The sequence below is a fragment of the Ruegeria sp. BI12 genome (assembly GCF_056537985.1).
Map to the genome: position 1 here is coordinate 605,062 of NZ_JBQFSL010000001.1, position 14,874 is coordinate 619,935.

The 14,874-nt window shown below is 58.7% G+C and carries 14 protein-coding genes; 10 read left to right on the forward strand and 4 right to left on the reverse strand.

Translation table 11 applies throughout. The annotated features are described in order from the left end of the window. Nucleotides 1-261 precede the first annotated feature (261 nt). Together ACR0AK_RS03200 and ACR0AK_RS03205 are read right to left on the reverse strand one after the other, a co-directional pair. Nucleotides 262-1,248 (reverse strand): type I glyceraldehyde-3-phosphate dehydrogenase, encoded by a 987-nt coding sequence (locus tag ACR0AK_RS03200; RefSeq protein WP_480792353.1) that lies wholly within the window; start codon nt 1,246-1,248, stop codon nt 262-264. A gap of 54 nt (nt 1,249-1,302) precedes the next feature. Next, nucleotides 1,303-1,626, reverse strand: coding sequence for a hypothetical protein (locus ACR0AK_RS03205; RefSeq protein WP_170561077.1), 324 nt, complete (start codon nt 1,624-1,626; stop codon nt 1,303-1,305). A 597-nt stretch (nt 1,627-2,223) separates the two neighbouring features. On the opposite strand from ACR0AK_RS03205, the gene ACR0AK_RS03210 reads away from it, so the two are divergent. Then, nucleotides 2,224-2,580: a hypothetical protein gene (locus tag ACR0AK_RS03210; RefSeq protein WP_170561075.1), complete on the forward strand. Its 357-nt coding sequence runs from the start codon at nt 2,224-2,226 to the stop codon at nt 2,578-2,580. A 7-nt stretch (nt 2,581-2,587) separates the two neighbouring features. Here the strand turns inward: ACR0AK_RS03210 and ACR0AK_RS03215 are convergent, their stop codons facing one another. Further along, a complete protein-coding gene (locus ACR0AK_RS03215) occupies nt 2,588-3,523 on the reverse strand; it encodes a 2-hydroxyacid dehydrogenase (protein WP_480792354.1) in 936 nt (311 codons plus the stop codon). A 127-nt stretch (nt 3,524-3,650) separates the two neighbouring features. Between ACR0AK_RS03215 and ACR0AK_RS03220 the strand changes: the two genes are divergently transcribed. The 4 genes from ACR0AK_RS03220 to ACR0AK_RS03235 all read left to right on the forward strand — a co-directional run bounded on the left by ACR0AK_RS03220 (nt 3,651) and on the right by ACR0AK_RS03235 (nt 7,373). Then, the gene (locus tag ACR0AK_RS03220; protein ID WP_480792355.1) at nt 3,651-4,886 is read left to right on the forward strand and encodes an acyl-CoA dehydrogenase family protein; all 1,236 of its coding nucleotides are present in this window, start codon (nt 3,651-3,653) and stop codon (nt 4,884-4,886) included. Nucleotides 4,887-4,897: 11 nt separating this feature from the next. Beyond that, the gene (locus tag ACR0AK_RS03225; protein WP_480792356.1) at nt 4,898-5,701 is read left to right on the forward strand and encodes a thioesterase family protein; all 804 of its coding nucleotides are present in this window, start codon (nt 4,898-4,900) and stop codon (nt 5,699-5,701) included. 74 nt (nt 5,702-5,775) lie between these two features. Further along, on the forward strand, nt 5,776-6,423 hold the full coding sequence (locus ACR0AK_RS03230) for a DUF1007 family protein (protein WP_170561071.1): 648 nt from the start codon (nt 5,776-5,778) through the stop codon (nt 6,421-6,423). Then, complete coding sequence (locus tag ACR0AK_RS03235; protein WP_480792357.1) at nt 6,408-7,373, forward strand: nickel/cobalt transporter; 966 nt, start codon at nt 6,408-6,410, stop codon at nt 7,371-7,373. Before ACR0AK_RS03230 ends, ACR0AK_RS03235 begins: the two co-directional genes overlap by 16 nt. On the opposite strand, the gene truA is transcribed toward ACR0AK_RS03235, so the two are convergent. Continuing rightward, a complete protein-coding gene (gene truA / locus ACR0AK_RS03240; protein ID WP_480792358.1) occupies nt 7,370-8,137 on the reverse strand; it encodes a tRNA pseudouridine(38-40) synthase TruA in 768 nt (255 codons plus the stop codon). The genes ACR0AK_RS03235 and truA overlap by 4 nt on opposite strands. Before the next feature lie 107 nt (nt 8,138-8,244). Here truA and ACR0AK_RS03245 point away from each other — a divergent pair, with 107 nt between their 5' ends. The 5 genes from ACR0AK_RS03245 to ACR0AK_RS03265 all read left to right on the forward strand — a co-directional run bounded on the left by ACR0AK_RS03245 (nt 8,245) and on the right by ACR0AK_RS03265 (nt 14,766). After that, entirely contained in the window at nt 8,245-9,660 is a 1,416-nt protein-coding gene (locus tag ACR0AK_RS03245; protein WP_480792359.1) for a YcjX family GTP-binding protein, read from the forward strand. Beyond that, a complete protein-coding gene (locus tag ACR0AK_RS03250) occupies nt 9,657-10,112 on the forward strand; it encodes an N-acetyltransferase family protein (RefSeq protein ID WP_480792360.1) in 456 nt (151 codons plus the stop codon). Before ACR0AK_RS03245 ends, ACR0AK_RS03250 begins: the two co-directional genes overlap by 4 nt. Next, on the forward strand, nt 10,105-11,094 hold the full coding sequence (locus tag ACR0AK_RS03255; RefSeq protein ID WP_480792361.1) for a YcjF family protein: 990 nt from the start codon (nt 10,105-10,107) through the stop codon (nt 11,092-11,094). The genes ACR0AK_RS03250 and ACR0AK_RS03255 overlap by 8 nt, the downstream gene beginning before the upstream one ends. A gap of 54 nt (nt 11,095-11,148) precedes the next feature. Beyond that, entirely contained in the window at nt 11,149-11,859 is a 711-nt protein-coding gene (locus ACR0AK_RS03260; protein ID WP_170561065.1) for a VIT1/CCC1 transporter family protein, read from the forward strand. A gap of 207 nt (nt 11,860-12,066) precedes the next feature. Beyond that, a complete protein-coding gene (locus tag ACR0AK_RS03265; protein ID WP_480792362.1) occupies nt 12,067-14,766 on the forward strand; it encodes a DUF2339 domain-containing protein in 2,700 nt (899 codons plus the stop codon). The last annotated feature ends 108 nt before the right edge of the window (nt 14,767-14,874 follow it).

Sequence of the window (14,874 nt, forward strand, 5' to 3'; positions counted from 1 at the left end):
TCAGCGAAGCGTGCTGTCAGGTGAATTCGAAAGCTGAGTTTCGGTTGCCGGAGGTGCTGATCTGATTGCGCGGGGCCGATTTGAGTGCCGTGATACTTCGGTTTGGCACGGCGCCAAACCCGGAAGAGTTCAGGTGCGATACTTCGTTGGAGATCGTAGAAAATTGGGGTTCTCCCGCCTGGCCCCTTCGCATCAGGGATGCTTGGGCCCAGTTGGGCCCGGCAGCGTGCGGGCAAGCCCGCCTGCTGCGGCACCGCAAGTTCAGCGGTGTGTCATAAGGCGGGCAACATCCAGCATACGCGCTGAAAACCCCCATTCATTGTCATACCATCCGAAGACACGGACCTGATGCTCTCCGACCATCCGGGTCTCGGGTCCGGCGATAACCAGTGACTCAGGGCGTGTACGCAGGTCTGACGAGACCAGAGGGAAATCGGTCCATCCCAAAACGAGCGATGCCTGAACGGCCGCGCGAAATTCGGTTTCGAACAACTCTGCAGACATTCCACGATTCAGGGTCACGACCAGATCAACGGCGGATACGCTGGCTGTCGGAACCCGAACAGCAGCGCCTGAGATGCGGCCCGCGAGATGCGGCATGACGTCGTCGATCAGGTGTGTGGCGCTTGACGTAGTGGGCACCATCGACAGTGCGCCTGCGCGCGAACGCGCCAGGTCGCCGCGTGGCGCGTCGACCATGGGCTGGCTGTTCGTATAGCAGTGGATCGTGGTCATGTGGGCCGATCCGATCCCGCCGATCTGGTCCAGCACTTTGACCAAGGGCGCAAGTCCATTGGTGGTGCACGACGCGTTCGATACGATCCGCGCATTACCCAGCTGGTCTTCGTTGGCACCCAATACGACAGTGATTTCAGTCGCGGGCGAAGGGCCTGAGATCAGCACCTTGCTGGCCCCGGCGGTCAGGCCCTGACTGGCCACATCCGAGGTTCTCGCAACGCCAGTACAATCCATCAGAACGTCGACGCCGGACAGATCGACATGCGCTAGATTGGGGCTGTGAGTCATGGGGAATTTACGCCCATCAACTATGAGTGCCGCATCACCCTGTTCTATCGTTCCGGCGTAGGGGCCAAACGTGCTGTCGTATTTGAACAGATATGCGCAGGTCTCAAGCGGGGCGATGTCGTTGATCAGAACCAATTCAATATCGGTATCCTGCGGCAAAGCCAGCAGCTGCCGCAAAATGGTGCGGCCAATACGGCCGAATCCGTTGATTGCAAGTTTCATGCGCAAGCTATGGCAGCGTGCTGCCAATAGCTCAATGGCCGTTGTGACCTATGGTCAGTTGCAGCTGACCTGCGAAAAGAACTGGCCCGAGATGTTCTGATACATGCTGGCCACGATCGGTCTGCAGCCGGTTGCCTGCTGAATGGCGGCGATGGCCTGAATGGTGCGCAGGCGCGGCGGCGGGCCAAAGGGGTTCAGGTTGTTGTTGTCGCGCGTCGCACGGTACGTAACCGGCGCGTCCGAGACCTGTGTCACCGCCCATGTGCGGCTCATGACGAAAACCTGCTTAGTTTCTTCCTTTGCGGCGACAGGCGTTGCATCAAATGCCGTCAAACCAATTGCAGCTGCCAGTGCCAGCATCGTTACGCGCAGTACCATTGAACAATCTCCAGTGCTAAAAACCGCTGTTATTTCACCAGATTCACAGGCTTCTGTGAACCCCTGACCGAAAAAAAGCGTTTAAAAGCCTAGTGTTTGAGCAACGTCAACGGCATGTCCCGGTTCCCAATCTCGTAAAGCGGATGGCGAAAACGCCCCGACCCGCACGCACGGCAGAGTTGAGGGCAGGAAGCGCACAACTAGATGTAATGGATGGCATCCACATCGACTCAATCCGGTTTCAGCCGAAAGACTGCCTTGCCTTCAACTACATACAGCCTGCGTTTCACGACATGAGTTTCGGAAAATGGAACCGCGCCGGGTGCTAATTTGACGATGTCGGTATGCAGGTCATGGTGCACGATCCGGGGAATCCGCGCCCTTTGTTTTCGGCCATCTCGACAGGCGATACATAAGGTCATCGATGATTTTCGGGTCAGGTGCGGACAAGACGAAAGTGGGCTCATAGGCCTTTTGTGAACTCTGTGAAATTTGGCGGGCTTCGGGATTGTTGGAATGTCGGCCAGCAGGGCTTGGCCCTCGCTGCCCCGCGGTATAGTCTTGCGGACAAACTAATTTCAGCAAGGCAAGAAGATCATGAAAGCCTGGATTTCACCCCTGTTTGCAACGGCCATTTTTATAGGCGCAGTTTCCCTGGCTCAAGCTAAGCCACTTTCGAGGATTATCGCGGAGATGGGGTTGAGCCCCGAGGACTATAGCGTCGTTAACGACACGACCAATGCGATGTTGGCAGATGGAACACCGCAGGTCGGAACTGAGCGCACGTGGTCTAATAGTGACACGGGGTCAAAGGGCACTGTCCGGGTGCGCGAGGTCCGGGACAATTGCGTGCATCTTCAACATTTCATAGTTCCCGCAGGTGCGGATCAATCGCGTGAAGTCAGAACCCGCAACTGCCGGGATGCCAGCGGGAACTGGATTCTGACTCCTTGATTTAGGTCTAGTAACCGCGCTTGCGGTCGACTTCATGCAGTAAGGGCGTTCCGGCGGTCAGGCGCTGGAAGTTCTCGGCCACGTCAGCCAGCGCTTCGCCCAAATGCCAGCCCGAGACATGTGGGGTGATCGTTACCCCAGGATGGGACCACAAGGGGCTGTCTGAGGGCAGAGGCTCTTTGCTTGTCACATCCAGAACGGCGTGGCCGGGTGCGCCACGGTCCAGTGCGTTGACCAGGGCGCTTTCATCGATCAGATCGCCACGCCCGGCGTTCAGCAACTGACTGCCGGGTTTCATGGCTGCCAGCATTTGTGCGTCAAACAGCCCGATGGTTTGTGGTGTGGATGGCAGAATTGCACATACATGGTCGCATTGACCCAGCAGTGTCGGCAGCGCATCCTCGCCATGAAGACAAGTGACACCGTCGATCTCTTTTGGCGAGCGGCTCCACCCCATGACCTGAAAACCGATGGCGCGCAGCATCCTGGCGCTGCGGGCACCAATATGGCCCAGGCCCAGAACACCCACGACGGTGTCGGGCGTGAAAATGGGTGCTTTGGGCAACCATTCCGCTTTGCGCTGAGCGGCTTCGTGAAAGGGCAAATTCCGTTGATGATGAAGGATGTAGGCGACGAACCACTCGGCAATGCCCTGCGCCGGTGCGTCGGGTTTAAGTCGCGCGATACGAACGTGATCGGGCAGGTTCGGGTTGCCGACAATCGTTTCGACCCCTGCGCCCAGTTTCTGAACCAGCTGAAGGTTCGGCAATCGTTTAGGGTGGTCGTTGTCCAGACCGACAACCGCGACCATTGTGATTTCGCTTGCGTCCCCAATCGTTTCCGGGGTTCGCACATCCGCGCCGGGTTGCATTTCCCGGATCGTTTTTGCGATGTCATCATCGCTTATCCAATCAGACAGCCCGGTTTCGATCAGCAGCGCCATGACTCATTCCCCCAGTTTCATTTTGATTGAATTGACGTTCCGTCACACAGCTAGACATTCTGTCGGCAGCTAAGTCATTCTCTGATCAAAGGTAAAGCCCGCTTTTTGGGTCCGAGGAGGAAAGCTCATGAACATGTCATTCGGCCTGCGCGAAGAAAACCGCGCTCTGCTGCAACGTGTGGCTGATATGGTCCGGGATGAGATCATGCCGCTGGAAGAAGAGTATCAGGCCGAAATCGATAAGGGTGATCGTTGGGCATACACCGAACGACAGGCGGAAATCCTCGAAGGGTTGAAAGCAAAAGCCAGGGCCGCAGGGTTGTGGAATTTCTGGCTGACCGACAGCGACAAAGGCTTTGGCCTCAGCACCGTTGAATACGCGTTTTTCGCCGAAGAGATGGGAAAGACCCCCCTTGGGGCTGAGGTGTTCAACTGTTCCGCCCCTGACACCGGCAACATGGAAGTGTTCGAGCGTTACGGATCGGAAATGATGAAGGAGCAGTGGTTGAAACCTTTGCTCAATGGCGAAATCCGGTCGGCCTATCTGATGACCGAACCGGATGTGGCCTCATCCGATGCCACGAATGTATCGATGTCCTGTGTGCGGGATGGGGACGAATACGTACTGAACGGTGAAAAATGGTGGTCATCGGGGGCGGGCGATCCGCGCTGCAAGGTCTATATTGTGATGGTCAAGACGGCAGGTGACGAGCAACCCAAGCACAAACGGCAGTCGATGATTGTTGTGCCTGCCGACGCGCCGGGGATTGAGATTCTGCGCCCGATGCAGGTTTACGGCCACGACGATGCCCCGCATGGTCACATGCACATTCGCTTTTCTAACGTGCGGGTGCCGGCCGAGAATATCCTGCTGGGCGAGGGCCGCGGGTTCGAGATTGCACAAGGTCGCCTTGGACCGGGCCGAATCCACCACTGCATGCGCGCAATTGGTCAGGCAGAATCAGCGCTGGAGCAGATGTGCAAACGCTCGCTGCAACGCGAGGCGTTTGGTAAGAAACTGGCGCAGCTTGGAGCCAACTACGATATCATTGCCGAATGCCGGATGGAGATCGAAATGGCCCGTCTGCTGTGCCTGAAGGCGGCGTGGTACATGGATCAGGGCGACGCCCGAGCTGCGGCCCCGTGGATCAGTCAGATCAAGGTCATCGCTCCACGCGTGGCGCTAAAGGTCATTGATGAGGCTGTTCAGATGTTCGGTGGACAAGGGGTTAGCCAGGACACCCCGTTGGCTACGGCATGGACGCATGTGCGTACTTTGCGTTTGGCGGACGGGCCTGATGCAGTGCACCGTCGTCAGGTGGCACGAGTCGAGTTGACGAAGTACACACAGGAAAAAGTCTGAGGTTTTAGATGGTGTTGAAACCGGACCTGAAGGAACAAGCCTATTTCCATGTTAGGGCTGACGGTGCTTTTATCGGCAATGATCCCGCACGTGGGCCTTGGTCTGCGGATCATTGCCATGCCGGTCCGGTCTCGGGGCTGATCGTCCGCGCGGCCGAAACAGAGATCGGCCCGGAAAAAATGCTGACCCGGTTGACGGTGGATCTGCTGCGCCCACTACCGTTGGCAGGTTTGCGTGTGGCGGCGGAAACCACGCGCCATACCAAGACGTTGGCGACCACACGTGTCACGGTACACGATCTGGATGACACGCTGTGCGCCTCGGCTACCACAATGCACATGGTACGGCGTGATTTGGGACCGGTTCCGAATATCATGTTGCCGCCGCCCAAACTTGACGACGCAGTGACTGGCCCGTTCCCGATTGGCGAAACCCGTCACGACTTGCCGGGATTCGCAAACCATTCGGACATTCTCTACCCCAAGGATGGTAACCAGAACGCCGGTCCAAAGACGGTCTGGATGCGCACCCCGACGCTGTTGGAGGGCGAAGCGCAGTCGCCGATTCAGGCGCTATGCCCGCTAGCGGATTGCGGGAACGGGATCTCGTGGAACGCGCCTACGTCTGAGATGGGGTTCATGAACACGGACCTGACGGTGCAGATTCACCGCGAACCCACGTCGGACTGGTTGGCCTCACAGTCCTTATGCCATTGGCAATCGTCGGGTATAGGAATGTCACAATCGGTTCTGTTCGACACCGAAGGCCCGGTCGGAACAGCCCTTCAGACGCTGGTTTTGTTCCCGCCGAAGTAACCAGTTTAGCGGGTTTGCGCGTGGGCGGGTCAAAACACGTTGTCGGGGCCGGACCAAAACCCTATCTTTCGCTTATGCGATGGATCGTAACCCTTTTATCCTGTTGCCTGCCGGTTCCGGCATTGGCCCACCCGCATGTCTTTATCGACACCGGGCTGGAGTTCATTGTGGACGACAGCGGCCAGCTAACCCATGTAAGGGTGACTTGGGCGTATGATGAACTTTTCTCATTGTTTCAGTTGGAAGACATGAAACTGGATCAGGATTCCGACGGCATTCTGACCGAAAGTGAAGAACAGTTTCTGTCGGGCTTTGATGCCCAATGGGTCGAAGGATATAACGGCGATCTCGTGGTGTTCGCCGATGGCGCGCCGGTCATCTTGTCGGGACCGATGGAGGCTAAAGCCACCACCGAGGATGGTCGTATCGTAACATCTCACCTGCGCGCAGTGGAAGGGGAAGGAGTGCCTGCAACTGCGGTCGTCGCAAAGGCCTATGATGAAACCTACTACACAGCTTACGAAGTGACCCGCCCGGTTACAGTGTCTGGGTCCGCCTCTTGCCAGATCAGCCGGATTGACGCCGATATTGACGGGCAGCTGGCGCAGATGCAGGCGTTCCTACAGACATTGGACGCCGACTATGACCTTGAAGAAAACGATATCCCCCTGGTCGGGGAAAGCTTTGCGACCGAGATCCGTCTTTCATGTCCAAGTACCTGATTGTTCCAGTAGCCATCGCCGTTGGCCTGTTGCTGTGGTTTTGGGGCAGCGGTGGTTTTGACCATTTGGCCGCTTGGGCCGCTGGTGAGCAGCGCGAATTCCAGAACCAGATCGCCCGCGCTTTGCGCGCCGCGCGTGCGGAACAACCCGAGGCCGTGGCAACGCTGCTGACCGTCTGTTTTGCTTATGGCTTTTTTCACGCCATCGGCCCGGGCCACGGCAAAGTACTGATTGGCGGTTATGGGTTGGGTCGCAACGTGGCCTTTCTGCGCCTGTCCGCGATCAGCTTGTTGTCCAGCCTGGGGCAGGCAGTGACGGCAGTGGTTCTGGTATATGCCGGGGTACTGGTGTTCCAGATGTCCCGGGCAAGTCTTGTCGACACGACTGAAAAGGTTATGGCCCCGATCAGCTATGGCGCCATTGCTGCGATCGGTTTGTGGTTGATTTTTCGGTCCATTCGCAGTTTTGCGCGGCGCCATCGCAGCGAAAACGTGCATCATCATGGCCATGACCACTCGCACGACCATGACCACTCGCACGATGGCGGTCACGAACATCACGACCATGACCATGACCATGGTGTCTGTTCTGATTGTGGGCATCGCCATGGTCCTACTGCCGACGAGGTAGCCCAAGTCGGTAGCCTGCGCGAAGCGGTGGTGCTGATCGCAGGAATTGCCGCGCGCCCCTGTACCGGAGCTCTCTTTGTTCTAATCCTGACGTGGCAGATGGGTATCGCGATGGTCGGCATTGCCGGCGCTTTCGCAATGGCGCTGGGCACGGCGACCGTCACAACTCTGGTCGGTTGGACGTCGTTCGGACTGCGCGGAGGGCTTCTGGCCTCGGCTTCGGCCACGCGATTTGCCTCGGTTCTGGCTCCGACTATTGAGCTTGTGGCAGGCCTGCTGATCGCTGTGATTGCATGTGGCCTGCTTCTGCGCGCGATTTAATCGAAAACCGGTTCCGGATATCCGACCCGCGCCAGATACAAACCTTGCGGGGGGCAAACCGGCCCGCAAGCGGCTCGGTCGCAGGCTTCCAGCGCATCCCGCACATCCTCGGGCGTCCATGTGCCGACACCGACACGTTCCAGAGTTCCGACAAAACTGCGCACCTGATTGTGCAGGAAAGACCGGGCGCGGACGTGAAAGTGTATCTCAGGCCCTGAAAAACCGTCAATTTTCTCGACGCTCAGCTCATCCAAGGTTTTGACAGGGCTTGCAGCCTGACAAATCGAAGATCGGAACGTGGTAAAATCATGCTGTCCGATCAGCATGTCCGCGCCTGCCTGCATCGCGTCGACGTCCAGCTGATGGTTGATCTGCCAGACCTGCCCAGCGTCATGGGTTGCAGGCGCGCGGCGCATCAGGATGCGAAACAGGTATTGCCGTTCTAGCGCTGAAAAACGCGCGTGCCAGTCGTCATCCACACGTGCGGCTTTAACGATGGCCACGGGTTGCGGTTTAAGGTGATAGTTCAGCGCCTCGGACAGTCGAAAAGGGTCCCATTCCTTGGTCAGATCACAATGCGCAACCTGTCCCAGCGCGTGCACGCCTGCATCCGTGCGACCAGCGGCGGCAATGGTGTGATCGCCAGGCTGGATTAGCGACAGAGCCTGTTCGATTGCCCCCTGGACAGACGGCTGATCTTTTTGCCGCTGCCACCCGGCGAACGGTTCCCCTTGGTATTCGACTTTCAGTGCGTATCTAGGCATGCGCTGCTGGTAACGCGCTGCGTCGCAACGGGCAAGAGCGGGAAAGCGCTGGTATGTCCGACAGCCGCTACCTATCTTGGGGGAAACGATAAAAGCGGGGCGACAGATTGGTCATCTCATCTTTGGCAGACAGTTTGGCGCGCGGTGTTGAATCCGTGGGCGACCGCGTGTCTGAGGCATTGTTTGAGCCGGTGATCCGACTGGGCGTCACCGGGTTGGCCCGTTCGGGGAAAACGGTTTTCATAACATCGCTGGTCGCGAACCTGCTGGATCGCGGGCGGATGCCCGGCCTCGTGGCGCAGCAGGAAGGGCGGATCAACGCGGCCTACCTGCAGCCGCAGCCGGACGACACGGTGCCGCGTTTCGACTATGAAAACCACCTTGCAGCATTGACCGGACCACAGCCGCACTGGCCGGACAGTACGCGCGCCGTGTCCGAACTGCGCCTGTCGTTCAAAGCCCGTCCCGCTGGACTTTTGTCGGGCCTGCAGGGGCCGCGAACCATACATCTGGATATCGTGGACTATCCGGGCGAATGGCTGCTGGATCTGGCATTGCTGGACAAAACCTACGAGGACTGGTCGCAGGAAACGCTGGAGCGCATCGCCAATCGAACAGAGGCTACGACCTTTCTGTCGCTGGCAAAGGCCATTGATCCATCCGAAAGTCATGATGAACCCAAAGCACAATCACTGGCCCAAGAATTCGCTTCATACCTGAACGTTGCGCGCGACGCCGGGTTCTATGACTGCACGCCCGGGCGGTTCCTGCTGCCGGGCGATTTGGCCGGGTCCCCGGTGCTGACATTCGCGCCCTTGCCGGTAGAAGGTCACGGTCCACGGCGCAGCCTGCATCGCGAGATGGCCCGCCGGTACGAAGCATACAAGTCCAAGGTCGTAAAGCCTTTCTTCCGTGACCATTTCGCCCGGATCGACCGGCAGGTGGTTCTCGTAGATGCGCTTGGCGCAATCCACAACGGTCCGCAGGCAGTCGAGGACATGCGCCGCGCGATGGCCGATATCCTGTCGGCGTTCCGACCGGGGCGAAATGCATGGCTCAGCCAGTTGCTGCTGGGTAAGCGGGTCGAGCGTATCTTGTTTGCAGCCACCAAGGCGGACCATCTGCATCATCTGCAACATCATCGCCTGACCAACATCATGGAGGCCCTGACCCGCGAGGCGCGCGACCGCGCCAGTTTCGCCGGCGCAGAGACCGCAGCCCTTTCCTTGGCCTCATTAAGGGCAACGACCGAAGAAATTCGCACTCATAATGGGGCCGAGCTGCCATGCGTGCGGGGAACGTTGCTGGACAGCGGCAAACAGGCGGCTTTCTATCCCGGAGACCTGCCCGAAGACCCGTCGCATCTGCTCGGTCCGGCGCGTAACGGGTCCGACGGCTGGTTGGGTGAGGATTACGAGTTCATGGCCTTTGCGCCAGCGCACCTGACTTTGCGGCCCGGTGATGGCCCACCTCATATTCGGTTGGACCGGGCCGCCCAGTTCCTGATCGGAGACCGGCTATGACCGTCGTCCTGCGTCCTGCCCGAAGCACAGATGCCGGTGTAGCCGGAGAGATTTTGCACGGTTTCGCCATTGAAAACGAGTGGATGCCGAAACTGCACTCGCGGGCGGAAACCATCGCATTTTGCGGCCGAATGATTGATCTGGAATGGATGACTGTGGCCGAAACCGAAAACGGGGTGATTGGGTTCTTGGCGCTCAATGGCACCGAAATTCACTCGCTTTATCTGTCTCCCGACGCGCGTGGGCGGGGGACTGGTCGGCAATTGCTTGAATATGCCAAGTCCAGCCAGTCCGAATTGTCTCTGTTCGCTTTTCAGGCAAACCATTCCGCCCGTCGGTTTTATGAGCGCAACGGCTTTGTTGAGGTCGCACGCAGCGATGGCGCTGACAATGATGAGAACCTCCCGGACATCAAGTATGTCTGGAACAGTGAAGGAGCAGCCAATGGCTAAGGGCCCGGTTCTGATTGATCTGGACGCTGATGAACCCGCGGTCGACGTGTCGCAAGCGCCTCCGGTACCGGATATCGCGCAGCCTCAGGGTCAGGCGATGCAGGGCGCGGCACGCTTGGCGGCGCGCAAACCTTCAGCCCTGTCGCGTTGGTTCTGGGGTTTGGCGCTTGCCGCGCTTGGGGCCGTGGTGTCGGTGGCGGCTTGGGACTTTGTGAATTCATTAATTCTACGCGCGCCCATTCTGGGGTGGGTAATAACGGGTTTGTTTGCAGCCCTGGTGTTGGTTGCCTTGATCATCGCTGTGCGCGAACTGGCCGCAATCGGGCGATTGTCCCGCGTAGACGGAATGCGCCACGCCGCGGATACGGCCTTGGCTGAGGAAGATCTGGCACAGGCACGCGCGGTCACGAACCGATTGATCTCGTTCTACAAAGGGCGCGAGGAAACCCGTTGGGGTCGCGACAGGCTGTCCGAACGGATCGACGAGCAATTCGACGCATCTGGGCTGCTGACTCTGGCTGAGGATGAGTTGCTGGCCCCACTGGACGCCGCTGCCAGCCGTGAGGTTGAGGCCGCCGCGCGGCAGGTTGCTACTGTAACCGCACTGGTGCCGTTGGCACTTGCGGATGTGGCAACTGCGTTGGCCGCTTCGTTGCGGATGATCCGGCGCATTGCCGAAATCTACGGCGGACGCGCAGGGTTTCTGGGCAGTTGGCGTTTGACACGGGCTGTTTTCGTGCACCTTGTGGCCACCGGCGCTGTGGCTGTTGGCGACGACCTGCTGGAGCCAGTTCTTGGCGGATCTGTTCTCAGTAAACTGTCGCGCCGGTTCGGCGAAGGGTTGGTCAACGGCGCGCTGAGCGCACGGGTCGGGGTCGCCGCGATGGAAGTATGTCGTCCTCTGCCGTTCTCGGATCGGCACCAGCCGTCGACGCGCAGCATAATTAAACGTGCATTGGCAGGTTTGTTTTCCAAAACTTGACCTGAAACAAGGTCCAGTGGTTGGCTGCTGTGCATAAGTGTGTCAGAGCCAGCCATGACCGATCACGGACACAGCCAGCAAGAGATTGCCGAACGCATCAACGCGCCTCCGGGGCGCGGTGTTTTGAGGGACGTGGTCTATGGTGGGATCGATGGGTCCGTAACCACCTTTGCAATTGTGGCGGGCGTGGCCGGGGCGGGGCTGTCACCCTTCATTATCGTCGCGCTGGGGCTGGCCAATGTATTGGCGGACGGATTTTCCATGGCGGCGGGAAACTACTCGGGCACTAAGGCCGAGTTGGATAATATCCGCCGCATCCGGTCCATCGAAGAACGCCACATCAGGCTGTACCCCAAAGGCGAACGGGATGAAGTGCGGGCGATCCTTTTTCAAAAGGGGCTGTCCGGTCGCGTGCTGGATGAGGCGACAGACGCCATCACGGCCAACCGCGACAACTGGATCAATCTGATGATTGAGGGGGAATACGGATTGGGCAGCGTCGATCCGAATCCGTTCAAGGCAGCGATGGCGACGTTTTTAGCGTTTCTTGTGGCAGGTATGGTTCCACTGTTGCCGTTTCTGCTGTCGCTGGACCAGGCCTTTCAGTTGTCGGCTGTCATGACCATGGGGGTCTTTTTCGTCATTGGCGCCCTAAAAAGCCGTTGGTCGCTGGCCCCGTGGTGGCGGTCAGGTCTTGAGACATTTGTGATCGGTGGTGCGGCAGCTCTGATGGCATATTTCGTGGGCTCGTTATTCCATCCCTAGCGACCAGAACCGTCGCTGGGCACATGATGAGTCTGTTGCCCTTCCGCGGCAGCGCTGAACATCGTCAGGCTGATAATCGATAGACCGTTTCTTGCCTGGGATAGGTTCACGATGAACGACGATACCCGCAAAAAAATTTGATTTTTCGGACTGTTGCGCAGACCGACACCCGGCTAGGTTGTCGGCACACTCGCCCGGAGGCTTCACTTGGAATCCCTGCTCGTTCTCGTTGGATTGATCGTACTGGCCATCCCGGTGGCAATTCTTGTCCTGTTGGTGTCACACGTCCGCCTGCGCCGCAGAGTCGAGCAGCTTGAACAGCAGATCCGCGCATTTGATGGCAACCTGCCACAGCAGGAAGCAACAGCGGAAGCGCCGCAATCGGATGAAAAAAAGGGCTCTCCCTGGCCCGCAGTCAAAGCAAAGGAACCAGAAGTCAAAACGGAGGTGGAGGGCACCGCACCGAAGCCACAGAAGATACCGGCACCGGCGTCGGCCGGAAGTGACCGTATTGCAATATTGAGCGCTTGGTTGCGCGAGAACTGGTTCTACGCGGTTTCGGCGCTGTCATTGGCTTTGGCTGGCATATTTCTGGTTCAATACGGAGTTGAAAGCGGGCTGTTGTCGCCAACGATGCGCGTCGTTGCCGCTTTGATATTCGGCGTCGCATTGATCGGTGCGGGGGAGGTGATCCGCCGGAGGTTTGGTGACGACGAGTCATCGGCCACGGCTTACCTGCCATCCGTCTTTTCCGGGGCAGGGCTGGTGACGCTCTTCGGTGGGTTGTTGGCGGCTAGGCAGCTATACGAACTGATTGGCCCCGAAGCGGCACTAATCGCAATGGTGGTCGTTGCGCTTGTAGGGCTAATTCTGGGCTGGTTCCACGGTCCCCTGTTGGCTGCGGTCGGTCTGATCGGCGCGTTTGCCGCACCTTTCGTGGTAGGAGGTACTTCATCGGATCCCGGCTGGTTGTACGGGTACTTCTTTGTGATCGCAGTCCTTGGGTTGGGTATAGACACCGTGCGGCGTTGGGCATGGATATCCATCCTGACGCTAGTAGGGGCATATGTTGCGTGCCTACTGCTTGTGCTTTCCGCTCCTGTGACCGAACCGGGGTATCTGGTTGGTGTGACGGCATTGGCGATCATCGCAATTGTTATCCCCGTTAGGCGCATCTGGCCTGATCACGAGGGACCGATGATCAGTGAGATCATTGCGACTAAAAAAGGTCTGCAGTGGCCCGAGTTTCCCACGCGCCTTGCCTTTGGCGCGGTGACGGTCACCTCAGTGATCCTGGCAATACACTGGCCTGACACGGCCGCCGAATTTTGGCTGGGCGTCATGCTGTTGGCAGGTCTCACGCTGGCATTGCTGACTTGGGCCAGCTACGCGCGGGCGTTGCAGGATCTGACTGTACTGCCTGCTGTCGGGCTGATGTGGTTCGTTCTGATCCACGGTTGGGACTATGGCGCTGTCGCGCGCCGGTTCGCCGAAACCTACGCCGAAACCGCTGAGGCGGATGCCCCATGGGCAGTAACTCTGCTAGTGGCTTTGGGCGCGTTGATCTCGGTCCTTGCAGCTTGGCGATCTTTCCGCGCAACCGAGTACCCGGCAATTTGGGCCGGTGGCGCTGCGGTTTTTGCGCCAGGGTTGGCTATCGCGCTAGAGCTTGGATGGCATCCTGCAGAGGTAATCGGGGCATACCCTTGGGCCCTGCATGCGGTTGCGTTGGCGGTGATGATGGTCATTCTGGCCGCACGCTTTGCGCAGGTCGATGGCGAAAATCGGCTGCGGGCGGCATTGGTGACCTTGTCGGCTTTGTCCTGCCTGACCTTTGCTTGTGTAATTGTCCTCAGCTCAGCCGCCCTGACCATTGCATTTGTCGCCCTGATCGTGACCGCGGCTGTGTTGGATCGACGCTTTGATTTGCCACCGATGGGGTGGTTCATCTGGGCCGGTGTGTTTACCGTAACGCTCCGACTTGTGCTAAACCCCGGTCTGGATTGGGCAAACGCCGCGCCGGTCGCGGAAATGGCGCTTGTCTATGCTACAGCGACCATAGGATTTCTCGGGGCATGGGCCATCCTGCGACCGTTGAACCGACCGGTCGTCGCCCTGCTTCTGGAAAGCGGGGCTTGGGCGACGGCTGGCATTTTGCTGTCCTTGCTATTGCTGCGCTGGCTCGAAGGTTTTGGGGATGGCGGTGCCCACGACAGCCACTGGGGTCTGGGGCTGATGTCCCTGATCTGGCTGTTACTGGCCTGCGCGCAGGTGCGGCGGTTCGAATTGGGCGGGAAACTTAACTATGCGCGATACGGGCTGGCGTTGTTTTTTGCGGCACATGGTGTTGTTCGCCTGGCGCAAGCGCTGACTGAGGCGAATCCTTTGCTTAATCCGCACGCCGACCCGGTGCTTGGGGGGGCGTTGTTGAATACACTTGCGGTTGCCTACCTGTTGCCTGCAATTGTTTTGGCGTTGTCGGCAGCTTGGCTGCCCGCACTGCATCCGCGCTTGAAGCAGGCGTGCTTTGGGCTGGCGATAGCATTGGGGGCAGTCTGGCTGGGCTTGACCATTCGCCATGTCTGGCAGGGGGCCAGCGGTATGTATGAAGGCAATGGCGTGACCCAGCCCGAGCTTTATACATACACCATGGCTCTGCTGCTTATTGGTGCGGGGCTATTCTATCAGTCACTCGCCCGCCGGTCGGACATGATGCGCAAGGCGGGGTTGGTTGTTATCGGGCTTGCCGTGGCCAAGGTTTTCCTGGTTGATATCGCTGGTTTGGGTGGGCTGATCCGTGTGTTCTCTTTGCTGGCGCTGGGCCTTGCTTTGGCTGGCCTGGCATGGCTGAACCGTTGGGCCAAACTGCGCCATTCGCCGCAGGACCCGGAACCACTGGACCATTAGGCGCGGGCGTCCTATAAGCCCGGCATGTATGACCGTATGGCCATCATTATTCGAATTATATCCCCGGCGCTCTGATATCGCGAGACGCCGGGCAAAGGTGCTTGAGAA

What these genes read in the sequence shown, in the direction of transcription:
- ACR0AK_RS03230 (WP_170561071.1), top strand. Translation starts at nt 5,776, where the DNA reads ATGCGATGGATCGTAACCCTTTTATCCTGTTGCCTGCCGGTTCCGGCA.
- ACR0AK_RS03200 (WP_480792353.1), bottom strand. Translation starts at nt 1,248, where the DNA reads ATGAAACTTGCAATCAACGGATTCGGCCGTATTGGCCGCACCATTTTG.
- ACR0AK_RS03215 (WP_480792354.1), bottom strand. Translation starts at nt 3,523, where the DNA reads ATGGCGCTGCTGATCGAAACCGGGCTGTCTGATTGGATAAGCGATGAT.
- truA (WP_480792358.1), bottom strand. Translation starts at nt 8,137, where the DNA reads ATGCCTAGATACGCACTGAAAGTCGAATACCAAGGGGAACCGTTCGCC.
- ACR0AK_RS03250 (WP_480792360.1), top strand. Translation starts at nt 9,657, where the DNA reads ATGACCGTCGTCCTGCGTCCTGCCCGAAGCACAGATGCCGGTGTAGCC.
- ACR0AK_RS03205 (WP_170561077.1), bottom strand. Translation starts at nt 1,626, where the DNA reads ATGGTACTGCGCGTAACGATGCTGGCACTGGCAGCTGCAATTGGTTTG.
- ACR0AK_RS03220 (WP_480792355.1), top strand. Translation starts at nt 3,651, where the DNA reads ATGAACATGTCATTCGGCCTGCGCGAAGAAAACCGCGCTCTGCTGCAA.
- ACR0AK_RS03255 (WP_480792361.1), top strand. Translation starts at nt 10,105, where the DNA reads ATGGCTAAGGGCCCGGTTCTGATTGATCTGGACGCTGATGAACCCGCG.
- ACR0AK_RS03210 (WP_170561075.1), top strand. Translation starts at nt 2,224, where the DNA reads ATGAAAGCCTGGATTTCACCCCTGTTTGCAACGGCCATTTTTATAGGC.
- ACR0AK_RS03260 (WP_170561065.1), top strand. Translation starts at nt 11,149, where the DNA reads ATGACCGATCACGGACACAGCCAGCAAGAGATTGCCGAACGCATCAAC.
- ACR0AK_RS03235 (WP_480792357.1), top strand. Translation starts at nt 6,408, where the DNA reads ATGTCCAAGTACCTGATTGTTCCAGTAGCCATCGCCGTTGGCCTGTTG.